General features: G+C 69.6%; 15 protein-coding genes and 1 tRNA gene. 7 read left to right on the top strand and 9 right to left on the bottom strand.

Going from position 1 to position 13880, the window contains the following annotated elements; genetic code table 11:
* Positions 1–209 precede the first annotated feature (209 nt).
* From QU603_RS03460 to QU603_RS03450, 3 genes are all read left to right on the top strand, one after another.
* The gene (locus QU603_RS03460) at positions 210–677 is read left to right on the top strand and encodes a hypothetical protein (protein ID WP_308493093.1); all 468 of its coding nucleotides are present in this window, start codon (positions 210–212) and stop codon (positions 675–677) included.
* Positions 678–759: 82 nt separating this feature from the next.
* Positions 760–832 (top strand) — tRNA-Met (locus tag QU603_RS03455).
* A gap of 65 nt (positions 833–897) precedes the next feature.
* Positions 898–1101, top strand: coding sequence for a hypothetical protein (locus QU603_RS03450; RefSeq protein ID WP_308493092.1), 204 nt, complete (start codon positions 898–900; stop codon positions 1099–1101).
* Between the two features lie 50 nt (positions 1102–1151).
* Here the strand turns inward: QU603_RS03450 and QU603_RS03445 are convergent, their stop codons facing one another.
* Positions 1152–1733: a dihydrofolate reductase family protein gene (locus QU603_RS03445; RefSeq protein ID WP_308493091.1), complete on the bottom strand. Its 582-nt coding sequence runs from the start codon at positions 1731–1733 to the stop codon at positions 1152–1154.
* Positions 1734–1885: 152 nt separating this feature from the next.
* Here QU603_RS03445 and QU603_RS03440 point away from each other — a divergent pair, with 152 nt between their 5' ends.
* Positions 1886–2887, top strand: a complete 1002-nt coding sequence (locus tag QU603_RS03440; RefSeq protein WP_308493090.1) for an RNA polymerase subunit sigma-70 — start codon at positions 1886–1888, stop codon at positions 2885–2887.
* Here the strand turns inward: QU603_RS03440 and QU603_RS03435 are convergent.
* Both QU603_RS03435 and QU603_RS03430 read right to left on the bottom strand, forming a co-directional pair.
* A complete protein-coding gene (locus QU603_RS03435) occupies positions 2877–3224 on the bottom strand; it encodes a hypothetical protein (protein WP_308493089.1) in 348 nt (115 codons plus the stop codon). The two genes, QU603_RS03440 and QU603_RS03435, sit on opposite strands and share 11 nt — an antisense overlap.
* 95 nt (positions 3225–3319) lie before the next feature.
* Entirely contained in the window at positions 3320–4312 is a 993-nt protein-coding gene (locus tag QU603_RS03430; protein WP_308493088.1) for a glycerophosphodiester phosphodiesterase family protein, read from the bottom strand.
* 140 nt (positions 4313–4452) lie between these two features.
* Between QU603_RS03430 and QU603_RS03425 the strand changes: the two genes are divergently transcribed.
* Both QU603_RS03425 and ligD read left to right on the top strand, forming a co-directional pair.
* The gene (locus tag QU603_RS03425) at positions 4453–5361 is read left to right on the top strand and encodes a Bax inhibitor-1/YccA family protein (RefSeq protein ID WP_308493087.1); all 909 of its coding nucleotides are present in this window, start codon (positions 4453–4455) and stop codon (positions 5359–5361) included.
* 376 nt (positions 5362–5737) lie between these two features.
* Complete coding sequence (gene ligD / locus QU603_RS03420; protein WP_308493086.1) at positions 5738–6946, top strand: non-homologous end-joining DNA ligase; 1209 nt, start codon at positions 5738–5740, stop codon at positions 6944–6946.
* On the opposite strand, the gene QU603_RS03415 is transcribed toward ligD, so the two are convergent.
* Positions 6928–7455, bottom strand: a complete 528-nt coding sequence (locus QU603_RS03415; protein WP_308493085.1) for a TetR/AcrR family transcriptional regulator — start codon at positions 7453–7455, stop codon at positions 6928–6930. The genes ligD and QU603_RS03415 overlap by 19 nt on opposite strands.
* A 91-nt stretch (positions 7456–7546) precedes the next feature.
* Here QU603_RS03415 and QU603_RS03410 point away from each other — a divergent pair, with 91 nt between their 5' ends.
* A complete protein-coding gene (locus tag QU603_RS03410; RefSeq protein ID WP_308493084.1) occupies positions 7547–8263 on the top strand; it encodes an MBL fold metallo-hydrolase in 717 nt (238 codons plus the stop codon).
* Positions 8264–8303: 40 nt separating this feature from the next.
* Here QU603_RS03410 and QU603_RS03405 read toward each other — a convergent pair whose 3' ends face one another.
* From QU603_RS03405 to QU603_RS03385, 5 genes are read right to left on the bottom strand one after another with little or no spacing between them, the layout of a single operon-like run.
* Positions 8304–9725: a glycosyltransferase gene (locus QU603_RS03405; RefSeq protein ID WP_308493083.1), complete on the bottom strand. Its 1422-nt coding sequence runs from the start codon at positions 9723–9725 to the stop codon at positions 8304–8306.
* Between the two features lie 51 nt (positions 9726–9776).
* The gene (gene guaA, locus QU603_RS03400) at positions 9777–11393 is read right to left on the bottom strand and encodes a glutamine-hydrolyzing GMP synthase (protein WP_308493082.1); all 1617 of its coding nucleotides are present in this window, start codon (positions 11391–11393) and stop codon (positions 9777–9779) included.
* Positions 11390–11857: a DUF3817 domain-containing protein gene (locus QU603_RS03395; RefSeq protein WP_308493081.1), complete on the bottom strand. Its 468-nt coding sequence runs from the start codon at positions 11855–11857 to the stop codon at positions 11390–11392. Before QU603_RS03395 ends, guaA begins: the two co-directional genes overlap by 4 nt.
* Positions 11858–11866: 9 nt before the next feature.
* Entirely contained in the window at positions 11867–12739 is an 873-nt protein-coding gene (locus QU603_RS03390) for an SURF1 family protein (protein ID WP_308493080.1), read from the bottom strand.
* Positions 12736–13854, bottom strand: a complete 1119-nt coding sequence (locus QU603_RS03385) for a GuaB3 family IMP dehydrogenase-related protein (protein ID WP_308493931.1) — start codon at positions 13852–13854, stop codon at positions 12736–12738. Before QU603_RS03385 ends, QU603_RS03390 begins: the two co-directional genes overlap by 4 nt.
* Positions 13855–13880: the final 26 nt, after the last annotated feature.

Genomic DNA, 13880 nt, shown 5'->3' with positions numbered 1-13880 from the left:
CCCCCGCCGTCCCCAGGACGCGATGCGTCCGCGTCCCCCACCGCGCCCGCGGCCCCCGCCTCACCCGGGTCGCCGATGTCCCAGCCGACACCGCTGGCTGAGCCGATCGTCGTGGCCACCGACGGTGCCGCCGACTGTGCACAGCCGAACTCCGCCGGCGCGCAGGCGGCCCCGCGCCGATGGCTCCTCTCGCGAGGATTCGCCGTCCTGTGGGGGCATCGCTCGTCGCCGTCGCAGGGGTCGCTGCGGGACTCGCCTTCGCGGCCACCTGGGTCATGCCGATCGCGGTGCACACCGACGCGCGCCAGATCGCGACCCTCACTCCGGTCCAGGGCTTCGAATGGCCCTCGCAGCTGCTCGGCAATGCCGGGAAGAATGGCAACGGATACGAGTTCCACGGGCTCACCGTGATCAGCACGGAGACCGACATCTTCTCCGGCCACACGGACCGCACCTGCCTGGTGGCGGTGCCCTCTGCGAGTCTGCACAGCGACTCCGCCGGGATCACGGGTCCGCTCGTGTACGGGTGCGGCGCGGGCACCTTCCCCGCCACCGCGCAGACCGTTGTGACCAAAGAGATGCCCCAGGAGTTGCGTGACGTGGTGCCCGTCGGCAGCGCTCTGCAGTTCATCCTGGACGGTGACCGCGTCGGCGTCTACTCCGACGCGAAGCAGTGAACGTCGTCACACGCGGTCACCGGGATTCACGCACCGAAACGTCTGGGCGCGACGACGGAGCCCGCGCATAGCCTGGGCGTATCGCGACGATCCGGGTGGCCCCGGGCGCCGGTTCATAACCGGTCGTGCAGCGGGTTCGACTCCCGCCGTCGCGTCGACTCCTGGCCCCGGAGCCTCTATTTCGAGAGGAACGCCGGGCTAAGGTCGGAGTGTGAAGCGAATGTGGCCACTCCTCGTCGTCGGCGTGATCCTGATCGCCGTCGGGCTGGTGTGGACCTTGCAGGGTTTCAACGTGCTGGGCGGGTCAGCGATGAGCGGATCCTCGCTGTGGGCCACGGTCGGTCCGATCGTCGTCCTGATCGGCATCGTGTTGATCGTGATCGTGATCGCGATCGCGATGCGTCGCCGTCGCGGGCGTCGCTGACGATCGCCGCGTACCCGCGGCCGTGTGTGCGCCGGCGTGCGCCTCGCGTTCTAGTCCACGTGTACGACGTCATAGACGAGCCTCGTGAGGCCCGCGCCGACTGTCTCAGTCGAGCGAAGCCGCAGCGATCGCTCCATGCTCGCGCCGTCGAACAGGCGCTTGCCCGACCCTGCCACGACCGGGAACACGGTCAGGTGCAGCTCGTCGACCAGATCGTGCTCGAGCAGCGTCTGCACCAGCAGGCGGCTCGCGTACGTCAGGATCGTGCCGTCGATGCGGGCCTTGAGCGCCCGTACCTCGTCGACGACGTCGCCGCGCAGCACCGTCCCGTTGACCCAGACCGACGTGGCGATCGTGGACGAGACGACATACTTCGGCAGGCTGCGGCTCCAGTCCGCCCACTCCCCCGGCATCGTGTTCCAGCGTGCGCCGAAGTACGCGTCGCTGCGGCGTCCCATCAGCAGCGCCGACGCCTCGCGCGCCTCGGCGAATTCGGCGTCCGCCCACACCGGACGGTCCTCGCCCATCCCACGGATGAACCACCCGCCGCCTCCCTCGATTCCGTCGTCGCCGGTCGGGTCCTCGGTGACGCCGTCCAGCGTCATGTTCTCACTGACGATCAGCTTTCCCATGGCCTTGCTCCTCTCACGCGGTGATGCGTTCGATGTATCGACACCCGGCATCCCGAAAACCGGGCGCTGACATCGCGCCCAGTTCTGCCCACGGGCGGTGTCTGCATGCACAGATCAGTGACCGGTTGCACAGGCCGAAAACGGAGACGACGATGACCCTTGTGATGGATGACGCGATGACACGCGCACGCGCGGGCGACGGTGATGCGTTCCGCGAGCTCACCGAGCCGCACACCCACGAACTTCTCGTGCACTGCTACCGGATGCTGGGCTCGCTGCAGGACGCCGAAGACGCGTTGCAGGAGACCCTGCTGGCAGCGTGGCAGGGTCTGCACGCGTTCGAAGGCCGGTCATCCTTGCGCACGTGGCTGTACCGAGTCGCCACGAACAGGTGCCTGAACGCGCGGCGCGCAGCAGGTCGGCGGCACGCGCAGGAGTGGAACGTGCCGGGCCTGATCCCGCCCGAGCCCTCCCAGCTCGGCGAGGTCGTGTGGCTCGAGCCGCTGCCCGACGCCGTCGATGCGACGGCGGAGGCGCTCGGCCCCGAAGCCCGGTACGAGCAGACCGAGGCGATCTCGATCGCATTCGTCCGCGCGCTGCAGCTGCTGCCGCCGCGACAGCTCGCCGTGCTGCTGCTGCGCGACGTGCTGGGCTTTCACGCCGCGGAGGTCGCCGGCATGCTCGGCGCGACCGTCGAGTCGGTCAACAGCCTGCTCAAGCGCGCGCGCTCGGGTCTGCGGCACAATCGCGTCGACATCGACGCCGAGCCGGCCCCGGCACGCCACTCGGCGGCCGAGCGCAGCATCCTGACCGCCTTCGTCACCGCCTACCAAGCAGGAGATGTCGACGCGATCGTGGCCCTCCTGACCGACGACGCCTTCATGTCGATGCCGCCGATCGCCCTCGAATACGTCGGTCGGACGGCCGTCGGCGCGTTCTGCGCGGCCCTGTTCGGCTCGGGCCGTACGTTCGAACTCGAACTCACCGGCGCCAACGGGCAGCCGGCCTTCGGCATCTACACGCGCACGCCCGACGGAACCCGCGTCGGGACCGGACTGCTCGTGCTCACCCTCGCCGGCGACCGTGTGTCGGCGATGGACTGGTTCGAGGCGGCCCTGCTGCCGCGCTTCGGACTGCCGCGGACTATGGCGTGACGCCGGTGAGCCGTTCGGGGTCCAGGAACAGCAGTGAGTCCAACGCGTCCTCAGTGCCGGTCACGAGAAGGCGGACGTCGTTGTCGCCGGGCTCGACCGTCCAGCCGACGTAGCTGCAGCATTCCCGCTCGGCGTCGGTCAGGTCGGTCAGTCGCGTGATCGCGTCATCATCGCGCTCGTACCGCAGAGTGAGCGCCCCCTCGGTGCGACGCCGTTCGATCAGGTGGTCCTCTGCCAGCGCCTGCCACCGCGCAACGCGCCTTCCGCCCTCGGCAAGGGGCAGCGAACACGCGATCGGCAGTCCCACGGGTACCTCTGAGCGTTCCTTCTCATCCATGACCAGCACTCACTTCCGTCATCCGATCGAACGACGGCGACGCGACGGGGATTCCCGCCCGCCGAGGTCATGCGCCCCGTCACGCCACCAGCCGCTCACACGCGGCGGAACTGTGCCGCGCCGAGGTCGGGGTGATCGACGAACACGCCGTCCACACCGGTGCCTTGCAGCCTCGCCCATTCGCCGACGTAGTCCCCGTATGCCGCGTCGCCCTCGCGCGACCGGAACGTCCGTGACAGAAAAGCGTTCTCGGGACGGCACGTCCACGTGAACACGACGAGCCCCCGCTCGTGCGCATCGGCCACGATCTCGGCACCCCCGCGCTTGCCGGCACCGTGCCTGCCCAGCAGCATCGCCTTGTCGAGGCTGATTCCGCCGACGCCCGCGGGCAGCGCGTCGAGCCCCGCCGGGGTCACCACCGACGCGAAGTCCGGCGCCGACGCTCCGCGAGCGGCGACGAGGTCGGCCGGTCGGCCGCGCGATTCGAGCAGGTACACGGACGGCGCGACGATGCCTCGCTCACGCACCTGCCCGAGCACGGTCGATTCGAACGACTCGATGACAAGAGGGCGGATGCCGTCGGCCCAGCCCGCCCGGCGCAGTTCATCGGCGACCAACTGCGCCAGGTCCCAGCCCAGGCCGGCGAAGTACGTCGCGTGCTTGATCTCGACAACGACCCCGCCCCCGGCGGCGGCGGCCAGGTCGAGCACGTCGCGCAGGCGCAGGATCGGCTCTGCGCCGTCGTAGGCGGTGTTGCCCGGTCGCAGCGTCGGCAGCCGCTCGCGGCACCGCAGCCTCGACAGCTCATCCCAGGTGAAGTCCTCGGTGAACCAGCCCGTGACCCGATGGCCATCGATGCGCTTCGTCGTGCGGCGCGCGGCGAACTCGGGTCGGGATGCCACATCCGTCGTGGTCGACACCTCGTTCTCATGGCGCACCACGAGCACGCCGTCTGAGGTGACCACGACGTCGGGCTCGACGGCATCCACCCCCATGTGAAACGCGAGTTCGTACGAGGAGCGGGTGTGCTCGGGACGATATCCGGGCGCACCGCGGTGACCGATGATCTGGGGCGCGAGGGTCGGCACGGACCCAGGCTACGGGGGTGGCGCTGTTCACTGTCAGCTCAAAGGCGAATCCCAGCCGATCCGTGCGCAATGTCGGGCCGCCCCGGTATCGTGGGGTGCACAGCAGAGTGCTGTCACAGCTATCCGTGGAGAGTGCGAGCATGCCGTCGGCAAACCCCGCCTTCAACAACCCCGCGTTCCAGGAGCCCCGCGCGGTCAAGTCCTACCCCGGCGGCCCGGCCGCCGCCACGATCGGCGGCACATCGCAGACCGGGCAGATGGCGCAGGCCGCGTCGGTGAACGCCCAGCTTGAGGGGCAGTTCGCCGCTCCGGCCGCAGGTGCCATCGACACCGACCGCATGACGGTCGAAGACACCGTCCTGAAGACGATCGGCCTGTTCGCCGTGCTGGTCGTCCTGGCCGTCGTCGGCTGGGTCTGGTCGATGTCGGCGGTCTCGGTCGCCAACCCGTCGCCCACGATGATTCCGTGGATCGTCGGCCTGGTCGGCGGTTTCGCCCTGGCCATGGTGATCTCGTTCTCCAAGACGGTGCGTCCCGCGCTCATCTTCGCCTACGCCGCGTTCGAGGGCCTGTTCGTCGGTGCGATCTCGGCGTTCTTCGAGTTCCTGTTCCCCGGAATCGTTCTGCAGGCAACGCTGGCCACGCTCGCCGTGGTGGGCGTGACGCTGGCCCTGTTCGCCAGCGGCAAGATCCGCGCATCCAAGCGCGCCACCAAGATCTGGATGATCGCGATGATCGGCTACCTGGTCTTCTCGCTCATCAACGTCGGCATGATGATGTTCGGAGCCTTCCCGGCTGGTTCGGGCGGCGCGTTCGGCCTGCTAAGCAGCGTGAAGATCCTCGGCATCCCCCTGGGGCTCATCATCGGCGTGTTCGTGGTCATCATGGCGGCGTACTCGCTGGTGCAGGACTTCGACTTCATCCAGCAGGGTGTACGCAACCGCGCTCCCCGCAAGTACGGCTGGCTCGGCGGCTTCGGCATCATGGTCACCGTCGTCTGGCTCTACATCGAGATCCTGCGCATCATCGCGATCGCGCGAAGCAACTAGCTCTCGTCGCACGAAGGGACCGTCCACCCGGGCGGTCCCTTCGTCGTTGCGCCAGTGGGCGGTGAACAGTGGGCGGCCGATCGCGTCTCCAGCGCCGGACGACCTCGTTCCCAACGGGAACCGTCCTCATTCAGTCGACGCGTTTGACCAACAACGCGCCGCTTCGTTGCAAAACGCGTCGACCGAACGACAGGCGCTCGCGTTCAGTCGACGCGATTCACCTCCGATGTCACCCAGGAGCCGTCAAACGCGCCGACTCAACGCCGGACGAACCCGCGACAGCGCGACAGCGCGAACGCGCGGCGGCGCGAAAACGCGGCAGCTGGCGAACGCAAGGGGGTGGCCGCGGCATCCCCCGGCCGCTAGCGTTGCGGGCATGAGCGGTTCGGACGAAACGCACATCGAGGTCGCCGGGCAGGACGTGCGCGTCTCTCACCCCGACAAGATCGTGTTCCCCGAGCCCGGGCTGACCAAGCTCGGGCTCGTCGAGTACTACCTTGCGGTCGCCGAGGGCGCCCTGCGCGGCGCCGGCGGGCGTCCGCTGGTGCTCAAGCGCTTCGTGAAGGGCATCGACGCCGAGCCGTTCTTCCAGAAGCGCGTGCCCAAGAACCACCCCGCCTACATCGACACTGCCACGCTGCGGTATGCGTCGGGTACAGCTGCCGAAGAGGCGGTGATCCGGGATGCCGCAGGCCTGGCCTGGATCGTAGGTCTCGGCTGCCTCGACCTGAACCCGCACGCGGTGCGTGCGGAGGATCTCGACCACCCCGACGAGCTGCGCGTGGACCTCGACCCGATGCCCGGAGTGGACTGGTCGCAGATCGTCGACGTCGCATTCGTGGTGCGCGATGTGCTCGCCGATGCCGGCCTGGTCGGCTGGCCGAAGACCAGCGGGTCGCGCGGCATCCACATCCTGGTGCGGATTCGGCCGGAGTGGGACTTTCGCGAGGTCCGCTCGGCCGCGCAGGCCCTGGCGCGCGACGTCGAGGCCCGGGCGCCCGGACTGGCGACCGCCCGCTGGTGGAAGGAAGAGCGCGGCGAGAGCGTGTTCGTCGATTTCAACCAGAACGCCAAGGACCGGACCGTGGCATCCGCCTACTCGGTGCGAGCCCGGCCCGACGCCCGGGTGTCGATGCCACTGCGCTGGGACGAGCTGCGCACGCGACGGCCTCAGGAGTTCACCGCCCTGACGGTGCCCGGGTTGTTCGCACAGCACGGCGACGCGCACGCCGACATGGACGACACGCCCGGGTCGCTCGAGGGCCTGCTGCAGCTTGCCGAGAGCCTGGGACCGGCGGAGAAGCCGCCGCGCCGTGCGGACGGTACGGGCCGGCGGCAGTCGTCCATGCCGCTGATCGAGATCGCCCGCACGAAGACCCGGCCCGAGGCCGACTCCGCGCTCGCGCAGTGGCAGCAGGCGCACGCGGAGGTGGCCCGGATGCTCCACCCCGCCGACGTGCTCATGGACGGCATGCGCGGCTCGAGCTCGCAGTGGTACCGAGTGCGCGTCAATCTGCAGCACGTGCCGGAGGCCGATCGCCCGCAGCAGGAGCCGCTGCTGGCCGACTACGACCCCTGGGCCTGACCGGTCAGGCGCGCGAGTCCGTAATCGAAGGCGGCGTCGATGCCGTCGCCCAGTCGGAAGGCTCCGGCCAGCTCCATGCTGATGAATCCTGTCGCCCACGCGGTCACCAGGCGTGCTTCCTCGAGCGCGTGCTCGTCACCGACGGCGTCGCGCGCGGCGCGCAGGACCGGCTCGACGGCGCGCCTCTTCTCGTCGGACGCGGCATCCCCCGCGAAGATGAGCCGGAAACCCTCCGGCCGATCATGGGCGAAGGCCCGATAGGCACGCGCCAGCGCCGCCAGCATACAGTCCGATGCACCGAGCCGATCAGCGAGCTCGTCGGCGTTCGCGCGCACCACGAGCTCCAGCAGTGCGTCTCGGTCGCGCACCCGCTTGTACAGCGACGGCGCACGCACGCCGACGCGAGTGGCGACGGCCTGCATGGTGACCGCCGCCGGTCCCCCCTCCTCGAGCAGATCACGGGCGGCGTCGACGATCTGGCGCTGAGACGTGCGCTCGGGTGTGGGCACGACACTCTCCTCACGAGGTCTTCACGATGGCTATTGACATAAGCCATCATAGCTACTTATCGTAGCCATGCAATCGACATCGGGAGACGTCATGGAACTCGCACCGCACCTGCACCGCATCGGCAACGACATCATCGCCGCCTATCTGATCGTGACCGCCGACGGCATCACCGTGATCGACGCTGGCCTGTCCGGACACTGGAACGACCTGCAAGACGAACTGCACACGATGGGTCGGTCACTCACCGACATCCGGGGTCTGATCCTCACCCACGGTGACTCGGACCACGTCGGATTCGCGGAGCGTCTGCGACGCGAGACCGGCGCACCGGTCTATGTGCACGGGGCCGACGCCGACCGCGCGCGCGGTGGCAAGACACCCAAGACCGAGTGGGGCACGATGAAGATCGGCGCCCTCGTCGGCTTCGTCGCCTACAGCATCCGGAAGGGCGGAATGCGCACGACGTGGCTGACCGAACTGGTCGACGTGCACGACGGCGACGAGCTCGACCTGCCCGGTGCCCCGCGCGTGATCTCCACGCCCGGGCACTCCCCCGGCAGCATCTCGGTGTACTCGCCGCTAGTGCGCGCGGTCTTCGTCGGGGATGGCCTCACGACCCGCCACGTGCTCACCGGCACAGCCGGCCCGGCTCCGGCACCCTTCACCGACGATCCCGCGCAGGCGCTGGCATCCCTCGACCGGATCGCGCACCTCGACGCCGACTGGGTGCTGCCGGGGCACGGCACACCCTGGCACGGCACGCCCGAGCGCATCGTCGAAGAAGTGCGCCGGGCCGCCGCTCGTTGAGCGTGGGCCGCAGCGACGAACGACCGCGATGTGAGAGCGCTCAGGCGCGTCGGGAAGGATGCCGCAGCGCGGCCGTGAGCGCCTCGACGAGCGCGGGGCGCACGGCCCCAGGCGCAAAGCGCCGGGCCGCCTCGCGCGCGGCGCGCGCCAGCGCCGCGGCACGCTCCGGGTCGCGCAGCATCGCGATCACCGCATCGGCGAGAGCGTCGACATCGCCGCGGGGCACCAGCACGCCGCCCTGGCCGATCACCTCGCGCGGGCCGTACTTCGCGTCGAACGACACGACCGGAAGGCCCCGCGCCAGCGCCTCGGCGATCGACAGTCCCTGTCCCTCGAACGCCGCCGAGACGAGCATGAGCGTCGCCGCCTCGAACGCGGCATCGCGAGCGGCGGGGTCGACGGCACCGCGCAGGTGCACGACATCCGCCAGTTTCTGCTCGTCGATCTGCTGCTGCAGCCGCTCGCGCAGCGGGCCGTCTCCGTAGATGTCGAGCGTCGCCTCGGGCACGGCGGCGTGCACGCGCGCGAACGCGTCGACGGCACGGTCCACCCGCTTCTGATCGGCGAGCCGGCCCACCATCACCACACGCGCCCCCGCCCGTGGGGAACCGGGCTCGGGTCCGAGGTCGATCGGCGAGGGCACCACCCGAAAACCTTCGTCGACGCCGAACCTGTCGGCGACATCGTCCAGCTGAGCCTGGGTAGGCCACAGCACGGCGTCATACGCGTGCACGTGCTCGAGCCATCGCTGCCACGGCGGCGCGAGAGCCGCTGCCGGGTCGTCGTAGGGCGCCGGCAGATGCGAGTTGTGCACGGTGTGCACGAGTCGCACGTTCGGGTCGTCCCAGTCCACGAGCAGCTCGCCCACCTGCCGGGACTCGCAGATCACCACGACGACGCGCTGCGGGTCATCGCGGCGGAGTTCGGCGATCACGTGCCCGAGCCACGCACGATACAGGCCGCGGAATCCGGCCAGCACACGGTCAGCCTCGGGTCCGCCTTCCGCCGCATGCACGACGACCGGCGCGTCGGTCAGGTGCCACGCCGGGTCGTTCTCGATCACCGGCAGCTCGATCAGTGGCCGGGCCGCGGCATCCCGAATCTGCCGGTAGTCGCGCTGCGGATCCGCCGCGCCCTGCTCATGCGCCGCCGGTGCGTCCGCGCCCTGCTGGGCAGCAGAGCGCAGCCACGACGGATCGGCGATGGCGTCGTCGAACAGGTTGCGCCATGCTGCAGCATCCGGCAGCAACCCGCGGGCGACGAGTTCGTCCCGCCACTGCGCGTGCGTGGCCGGGTCTGCAGCATCCACCGTCAACAGCACGGGATGCCGCGCCCCGGCCGCCGCGAGCTGGGTGACCCTGCTCGGCACGGCCACGGCGAAGCCGCCGTCCAGCGCCGGCGCGACGCGACTGGCGAGCACGAGATAGGCGGCATCGGGAAGGGAGTGCTCGGGCTGGGTCACACGTCCATCCTGCCCGCCCCTGCCCTCACAGACATCGGAGCATCCCGCGGACTACTCCCACTCGATCGTGGCCGGGGGCTTGCTCGTCACATCGAGAGTCACGCGGTTGATCTCTCGCACCTCGTTCGTGATGCGGTTCGAGATCCGCGCCAGCACGTCGTACGGCAGGCGCGTCCAGTCGGCGGTCATCGCATCCTCGCTCGAGACCGGGCGCAGCACGATCGGGTGCCCGTACGTGCGACCATCGCCCTGCACGCCCACCGAGTGCACATCGGCCAGCAGCACGACCGGGCACTGCCAGATCTCGCCGTCCAGGCCCGCCGCGGTCAGCTCCTGGCGGGCTATCGCGTCGGCTTCGCGCAGGATCTCGAGTCGTTCGCGGGTCACCTCCCCGATGATCCGGATGCCGAGGCCCGGCCCCGGGAACGGCTGACGGCCGACGATCCCCTCGGGAATGCCGAGTTCGCGCCCGATCGCGCGCACCTCGTCTTTGAACAGGGTGCGCAGCGGTTCGATGAGCTCGAAGTCGAGGTCGTCGGGCAGCCCGCCCACGTTGTGGTGGCTCTTGATGTTCGCGGTGCCGCTGCCGCCGCCGGACTCGACCACGTCGGGGTAGAGAGTGCCCTGCACGAGGAACTTGATCGGCGCGCCGCCCGCTGCTTCTGCCTCGGCGACCAGATCGCGCTGCACTTTCTCGAACGCGCGGATGAACTCGCGACCGATGACCTTGCGCTTCTCTTCGGGGTCGGTGACCCCGGCGAGGTGCCCGAGGAACGTGTCTGCCGCGTCGACGGTGATCAGGCGCACACCCGTCGAGGCGACGTAATCGTGCTCGACCTGTTCGCGCTCGCCCTTGCGCAGCAGTCCGTGGTCGACGAAGACGGCGGTGAGCTGGTCGCCGATCGCCTTGTGCACGAGTGCGGTCGACACGGCCGAGTCGACGCCGCCCGACAGCGCGGAGATGACGCGCGCATCGCCCACCTGGGCGCGGATGCGCTCGACCTGCTCGGCGATGACGTTGTCGCTGTTCCAGTCGGCGGCAAGACCGGCCGCGCGGTGCAGGAAGTTCTCGATCACGCGCTGACCGTGCGTGGAGTGCTTGACCTCGGGATGCCACTGCACGCCGTACAGGCCCCGCTCAACGTTGCTGAAGGCGGCGACGTCGGTGGCCGCCGTCCTGGCCAGCACCGTGAAGCCCTCGGGCGCTTCGGCGACCTGGTCGCCGTGACTCATCCACACGTTCTGCGCGGCGGGTGTGCCTTCCAGCAGCACGCCGGGCTCGCCCGTGATCGTGGCATCGGTCGCCCCGTACTCGCGCAGCCCCGTGTTGGCCACGCGGCCGCCGAGGGCCTGGGCCATGATCTGGAAGCCGTAGCAGATGCCCAGGGTCGGCACGCCGAGGTCGAACACACCCGGGTCCAGCCGCGGAGCACCCTGCTCGTACACCGACGAGGGGCCACCGGTGAGGATGATCCCGACAGGGTTGCGCGCGGCGATGTCGGCGGCGGTCGCGTCATGCGGCACGATCTCGCTGTAGACGCCGGCCTCGCGCACGCGACGCGCGATCAGCTGGGCGTACTGTGCGCCGAAATCGACGACGAGCACCGGTCGCTGCGCGGTGTCGAGCCCCGCGGTCTGGTCGTCGGCAGATGCGGAGGTGTCGGTCACCGTGCTCCTTCAGAGGCGGGGGTCGGGGAATCGGATGCCGCAGCCTCACGATCGGCGAGGTAGTGCTTGACGTCGCGGGCGACGATGGCTTCCATGATGAACGAGAGGAAGGGCACGACACCACCGGCGGCCAGCATGATGAAGCGCCAGAGCTGCCAGCGCATCAGGCTCCACACGCGGAAGCAGCTGAACAGGTAGACGACGTAGAACCACCCGTGCACGACGAGGATCGTCATGTTCACGTTCAGGCCGTCGCCGGTCGACTCGCCGCTGGGCGCGACCGGCGAGAAGAAGAGGAAGCCGCCCGACCCGCCGAGGAAGAGCTCGTAGCCGAACCCGTATTTCATCACCATCTCACCGACCAGCAGCAGCAGGAAGGTACCGGTGATGATGGAGCAGATCTGATAGAACGTCAGTGCGCCACGGATGGCAGGAAAAGACGCCAGCTTCGGGGCCAGGGGCATGGTGCCAGTCTACCTGTGGGACTCCGGGTCCTCGTCGGGACAGGATGCCGCCGCCGCGGCATCCTGCATCTCCTCGACTTCTTTCTCCCACGCGTCTTTGGCGAGGCGATACCAGAGGTAGAACGCGAAGCCGGCGAACACCGCCCATTCGGCGGCGTAGAAGAGGTTCAGCCAGTTCAGTCCGCCGCCGTCGGCCGGGCGGGGCGACGCGATCGCGTCCAGTCCGCCCAGGGGCGCGGCCGCCGTCATGTACGGCCGGTAGACGTCGAGTCCCTGGATGTCGTGCCAGCGCGACAGCAGCGCCGCCGTCGACATCGAGGTGATCGCCTTCGGGTCATCGCGCGGCGGAACCTTCGGCCCCTCATCCGAGATCAGGCGGCCGGTCAGGGTCATCGTCTGCGGGTCCTGCGCGGCGAGGGTGGATGCCGCATCCTGCGCTTTCAGCGCCGTGGGCGCCCATCCCACCGCGACCGCGATCGAGGTGGGGGTCGCGGCATCCACGCGGAACTGGCCGGTGACCCAGTAACCGGGCACGCCGTCGTTGAGGCGGTCATCGACAACGAGGAAGTCCTCGGGGACGAACTTTCCGCTGACCTTCGCCTTCTGGCCCACCAGCGGAGCATTCAGGTACGCCCCGGGCTGCACGACCTGGTCGATCGGCTCCACCGTCTCGGTCTCGCCGGGCGTGGTCGCGCTCGTGTCCAGCGCGCGGCCCAACTGCCATTGCCCGAGCCAGGCGAACACCCCCGCGACCACGAGACACAGCCCGAGCATGGCCAGCCATCGCGGACGCAGCATGACCTCGCGCAGCGTCGGGGGGAAAACCTCGGGAACGTCGGGGAGCCCGGGGCCCTCGTTCGTGGGAGCCTTCGGTGCTGTCATTCCACGCCGTAGGGGGCGACGACGACCTCGACCCGCTGGAACTCCTTGAGGTCGGAGTACCCGGTGGTGGCCATCGATTTGCGCAGGGCGCCGACGAGGTTCGCGGTGCCGTCCGCGACCGGCGCGGGCCCGTACAGGATCTCTTCGAGCGAAGCGACCTGTGCCACCTGAACCCGACGTCCGCGCGGTAGCTGCGGGTGGTGCGCCTCAGCGCCCCAGTGGTAGCCGCGACCGGGCGCATCGATGGCCCGGGCCAGGGCGACGCCCAGCATGACCGCATCGGCGCCCATGGCCAGCGCCTTGACGATGTCACCCGACGTGCCCACACCGCCGTCGGCGATCACGTGGACATAGCGACCGCCCGACTCGTCCATGTAGTCGCGACGCGCGCCGGCGACATCGGCCACGGCGGTGGCCGGGGGCACATGGATGCCGAGGGTCGCGCGGGTGGTGGAGGCAGCTCCCCCGCCGAACCCGACGAGGACCCCCGCCGCGCCGGTGCGCATGAGGTGCAGCGCCGCGGTGTAGGTGGCAGCACCCCCCACGATGACGGGGACGTCGAGGTCGTAGATGAACTTCTTGAGGTTCAGCGGCTCGGCGACGCTAGAGACATGCTCGGCCGAGACGGTGGTGCCGCGGATCACGAACAGGTCGACGCCGGCGGCCACGACCGTCTCGTACAGCTCCTGCGTGCGCTGCGGGGTCAGCGAACCGGCCACCGTGACCCCGGCCGCGCGGATCTCGGCGATCCGGTCCCGGATCAGCTCGGGCTTGATCGGCTCGGAGTACAGCTGCTGCATGCGGCGGGTGGCATCGGCATCCGCCAGCGCGGCGATCTCGACCAGCAGCGGCTCGGGATCGTCGTACCGGGTCCACAGGCCCTCGAGGTCGAGCACGCCCAGGCCCCCGAGCCGACCGAGCATGATCGCGGTCTGGGGGCTGACCACCGAGTCCATCGGCGCACCGATCACCGGGATGGCGAACTGATACGCGTCGATCGCCCAGGCGGTGGAGACATCCTCGGGGTTGCGCGTGCGCCGCGAGGGCACCACCGCGATGTCATCGAACGTGTACGCGCGACGGGCGCGCTTCGCGCGGCCCAGCTCGATGTCCATACTCACACCCCCAGCCTATCCCGCCC

The organism is Microbacterium terrisoli, from assembly GCF_030866805.1.
In the GTDB taxonomy this organism is placed as follows: Bacteria; Actinomycetota; Actinomycetes; order Actinomycetales; family Microbacteriaceae; genus Microbacterium; species Microbacterium terrisoli.
Note: the sequence above shows the minus strand (reverse complement) of the source record. Positions and strands in the feature narration are given on the sequence as shown.

Coding starts and splice junctions, on each gene's coding strand:
- QU603_RS03425 (WP_308493087.1), top strand. CDS start 4,453: ATGCCGTCGGCAAACCCCGCCTTCAACAACCCCGCGTTCCAGGAGCCC.
- QU603_RS03435 (WP_308493089.1), bottom strand. CDS start 3,224: ATGGATGAGAAGGAACGCTCAGAGGTACCCGTGGGACTGCCGATCGCG.
- QU603_RS03445 (WP_308493091.1), bottom strand. CDS start 1,733: ATGGGAAAGCTGATCGTCAGTGAGAACATGACGCTGGACGGCGTCACC.
- QU603_RS03450 (WP_308493092.1), top strand. CDS start 898: ATGTGGCCACTCCTCGTCGTCGGCGTGATCCTGATCGCCGTCGGGCTG.
- QU603_RS03395 (WP_308493081.1), bottom strand. CDS start 11,857: ATGCCCCTGGCCCCGAAGCTGGCGTCTTTTCCTGCCATCCGTGGCGCA.
- QU603_RS03440 (WP_308493090.1), top strand. CDS start 1,886: ATGACCCTTGTGATGGATGACGCGATGACACGCGCACGCGCGGGCGAC.
- QU603_RS03385 (WP_308493931.1), bottom strand. CDS start 13,854: ATGGACATCGAGCTGGGCCGCGCGAAGCGCGCCCGTCGCGCGTACACG.
- QU603_RS03390 (WP_308493080.1), bottom strand. CDS start 12,739: ATGACAGCACCGAAGGCTCCCACGAACGAGGGCCCCGGGCTCCCCGAC.
- ligD (WP_308493086.1), top strand. CDS start 5,738: ATGAGCGGTTCGGACGAAACGCACATCGAGGTCGCCGGGCAGGACGTG.
- QU603_RS03410 (WP_308493084.1), top strand. CDS start 7,547: ATGGAACTCGCACCGCACCTGCACCGCATCGGCAACGACATCATCGCC.